General features: G+C 73.1%; 2 protein-coding genes. One reads left to right on the forward strand and one right to left on the reverse strand.

Annotated features, from left to right (window positions below; genetic code table 11):
- Positions 1-214 precede the first annotated feature (214 nt).
- On the forward strand, positions 215-1,468 hold the full coding sequence (locus FOE67_RS19135) for an ROK family transcriptional regulator (RefSeq protein ID WP_182665948.1): 1,254 nt from the start codon (positions 215-217) through the stop codon (positions 1,466-1,468).
- Between the two features lie 30 nt (positions 1,469-1,498).
- Here the strand turns inward: FOE67_RS19135 and FOE67_RS19140 are convergent, their stop codons facing one another.
- Complete coding sequence (locus tag FOE67_RS19140; protein ID WP_182665950.1) at positions 1,499-3,847, reverse strand: chitinase C-terminal domain-containing protein; 2,349 nt, start codon at positions 3,845-3,847, stop codon at positions 1,499-1,501.
- Between the last annotated feature and the right edge of the window lie 20 nt (positions 3,848-3,867).

A 3,867-nucleotide genomic window follows, 5' to 3' on the forward strand; every position in this document is an offset into this window, starting at 1 on the left:
TCGGCAGAGTCAGAAATGTATAAGAGACAGGCCCGGCGGACCGGGAGGGTCGGGAGGACATGGCGGTAAACTATCAGGAAGCCTTCCTGATGGAAGACCTGTTTTCGGACGCCCCTTCGGCGCCGCCGGTTCCGGGAGCCGGCCCGGGTTCCCGCCGGCGGACCGCGTCCCGCCGATTGTCGACGGGCCCCGGCCGTCTGCGAGGATCCCCGTCATGACCCGTGAGCGCACCGCCTCCCCCCGTACGGCCGGCGCCATCAACGACCGCATCGCCCTGGAACTCCTGGCCGAGCGGGGTCCCCTGACGGCCGGTCAACTCAAGGAGGGCACCGGCCTGTCGCGCCCCAGCGTCTCCGACCTGCTGGAGCGGTTGGGAAAACGCGGATTGGTCGCCGTCGTGGGGGAGAGCGGCGCCAGCCGGCGGGGACCCAACGCCCGGCTGTACGGCCTGGTGGCCGACCGGGCCCACGTCGTCGCGCTGGACGCCCGCACCGACCGCGTCGCGGTGGCCGTCGCCGATCTCACCGGCCGCACCGTGCACCGCGCCGACCACGCCGTCCCCGATGACACCCGGGACGGCGGTGACGGCGGTGACGGCGGGGACGGCGGGAAAACGGCGCTGGCCGTCGTGGACGGGGCGCTGCGGGCCGCCGGTGTCACGGCCCCGCACACCGTGGTGATGGGGGCGCCCGGCCTCGTCGATCCCGCCACGGGCACACTCGGCGGACTCCTCGTCCTGCCCGCCTGGCACCGCGGTCTCGCCCGCCTGCTGCGGGAGCGCGCGGAGGGGCGGCCCGGCGCCGGGACGGGGGCACCCGGCCACCTCGTGGTGGAGAACGAGGTCAACCTCGCGGCCGTCGCGGAACACCGGCTCGGCGCCGTCCGCGATCGGGACACCTTCGTCCTGCTGTGGCTGGGGGAGGGGGTCGGCGCCTCGCTCTTCCTGGACGGCGCCCTGCGCAGGGGGAGTTCCGGAGGGGCGGGCGAAATCGGTTTCCTCCCCGTTCCCGGCACCGCCGGCCTGCCGACGGCCACCGACTGCGGCGGGGGATTCCACGCCCTGGTGGGCGGGGCGGCCGTGCGGGAGTCGGCGCGCCGGCACGGGGTCGTACCCACTCCTCCGGAGGGCGGCCCGGACCACCCGACGGCGGAGGGGGCGGTGGCGGGCGCCGCGGCGGCGCCGGCCCACCCCGCCCACCGCGCCTTCCTCGGAGAACTGGCCGAGCGGGTGGCGGTCGGCGTGGCCGCGGTGGTGGCGGTGCTGGACCCGGGGTGCGTCGTGCTCGGCGGCGAGGGGGGACGGGCCGGGGGGCCCGTCCTGGCCGAGGCGGTGGCCGCGCGGCTGGAGGGGTTGACCCCGCTGCGCACCGAGGTGCGGGCCGGGACGGTGACGGGGAGCCCCGTGCTGGGCGGTGGGCTGGTCACCGCCCTGGACACCGCGCGGCGGGAGCTCTTCACCCGGGGGTGAGCGGCTCCCGCCGCGCCGGGGCGGGGGGCTTCAGCAGGGGCCCAGGTCCACCCACACGCCCCATGGGCCGGTGGTTCCCGGCTCCTCACCGCTGGTCCACCACTGCGCCCGCCACAGCCGGCCGTTCCAGGAGACCGTGTCCCCGCCGGTGTGGACCGCGTCGGCCCGCCAGGAGGGTGCCCCGCACTCCCCGTTCCCGCCGGTGGAGCCGTCACCCGTGCCCCCGTCGCCGCCGGTGGACGATCCGCCCCCGGGGTCGGCCGGTACGGTGCCCCGGGCGAGATCCCCGGCCAGGCCCCGGGTGGTTCCGCCGATCGTCACCGTCCAGTTGGAGGGCGTGGACACCGGCAGGTGGTAGACGAAGTCCAGGGTCACCGTCCCGCCCGGCTCCAGGGACTGCCAGCCGGGCAGTTTCAGCGACATCCGGTGATAGGGGCCGTCCAGGCCGCCGATGTTGTTCGATCGCGTGTGGTCGCTGCGCACGAGGGTGGTGCCGAAGCCCGACTGGTCCCGTGCGGTGCCCGGCGCCGAGGTGCCCAGGTCGAAGCGGAACTCCGTCCCGCCCGGCAGGGTCAGCTCCGAACGGTTGGTGATCCGGAGCTTCGGGGAGATCGGATAGTTGTTGTCCCCCAACGGGAAGTCGGTGAGGGCGACATCGATGTCCAGGGTCTCGGTGGGCATGTCGATCGTGGCGCGGGTCGCCTCGTAGGGCGGGGCGTCGCGGAACCGCTCGTGCATCGTCCGGGTGAGGGTGTCGCCGGGGCCGTAACGCCCCTCGGCCTCGTCCCATCCGTAGTCACCGGCCAGCTCCCAGACCATGGTGCCGCCGATGCCCCGGTCCACCACGTAGTCGGCCTTGGCGGCGACCGACTGCTCGTCCTCGGTGGACAGGAAGACCCGCTTGTCGGCGTTCCACAACCAGGGGGCGGTCAGGGTCTCGTCCCAGTGGCGGCGGTACTCACCGGTGAGTTCGAGATCGGCGGGGAAGCCGTACTGTTCGACGTAGTCGCCGACGATCCCCGCCTCCAGGTTCTTCGCGTGCCACATGGGGTTGGAGCCGGCCGGGGACTCCGCCCCGGCGGTGTCGAGGTCGTGCCACAGGTTGTCGATGCCCGACGCCCCGTCACCGCAGGTGGTCAGTCCCGAGCCGGCCGGGCAGGTGGTGGTGCGGGCGGTGCCCCACAGGCCGTTGGTGCCGCCGGTGACGTTCTTCCAACCGCGGGTGTAGTAGGGGAGTCCGATGTTGATGCGACCGGGGGGCATCGAGGCACGGAAGTAGTGGTACGCCCAGTCGGTGTTGAGGTAGCCGATCCCGCCGTACTGCGCGGTGGTGTAGACGCCGGCGGCGGCCAGTTCGCCGTCCCGCCCGTCGTCGAAGAGCGCGGCGTTCGGGCCGACGTGCTCGTTCCAGGCCCCATGAAGGTCATACGACATGATGTTCACGTAGTCCAGGTACCGGGAGATCCCGTGGGTCTCCATGCCGCGCAGCAGGTAACCCGAGGAGGGTGCGGCGACGGTCAACAGGTAGTGCCGACCGTCCCGGGCCCCGGCCCGGTCCAACCGCTCCCGCAGTTCGCGCATCAGCGCCTCGTACCCCTCGTTGAGCCCGGCCCGCCGGGGGTTGGCGACCCACTGGTCCAGCGGATTGCCGGCGTCCCGCATCGAGGTGGCGTACTCGTAGTCGATGTCCAGACCGTCGAAGCCGTATTCGCGCAGGAACTCCACGGCGGACTCGGCGAAGGTCGCGATGCCGGCGTGGTTGACCGAACCGTCCGCGTTGGTCGCCATGGTGTAGAAGCCGCCGGAGGCCACCCGTTCGCCGTCGGGGTCGAAATATCCGCCGGTCTCGGCCCAGCCCCCCACCGAGATCAGGGTCTTGACGTGGGGGTGACGCTGTTTGTGGGTGGTGAGCAGGTTGAAGTGACCCCGGTAGGGCAGGGAGGTGTCGGGCTCGGCGCCCGGGACATCGGGCCAGGTCATGCCGGTGGCGGGGTTGTCGGGGGTGTCCGGGCCGACGGAGATGCGGTGGTCCCGCCCCACGTGCGCGAAGGCGTAGTTGATGTGGGTGATGTGCTCCCAGGGGATGTCCGGGGCCAGGTAGGGGTCGCGTCCGTCCCCACCGGTGCGCCAGCCGGTGAAGTAGCCGATGATGCGGCGCTGGTGGTCCGATCCCAGGTCCTCCCGTCCCTCCCGGTCGTAGACCGTGCAGTAGGGCACCTCCACGCCGGGAGTGGTGTACAGCCCGTCGGGGCGGCAGGCGGAGTGATCGACCGTTTCCCGGGCGGGAGCGGGGGCGGCGGCCAGGAGTGAGAGGAACAGACCTGTGACGGCCGCGGCGGTGACTCCGACCGCGGTGCGTCTGCGGAAGCGGGCGAACATGGGCGTCCTCCGGAGGGGGC

The sequence above is a fragment of the Streptomyces calidiresistens genome (assembly GCF_014141525.1).
GTDB classification, from domain to species: Bacteria; Actinomycetota; Actinomycetes; order Streptomycetales; family Streptomycetaceae; genus Streptomyces; species Streptomyces calidiresistens.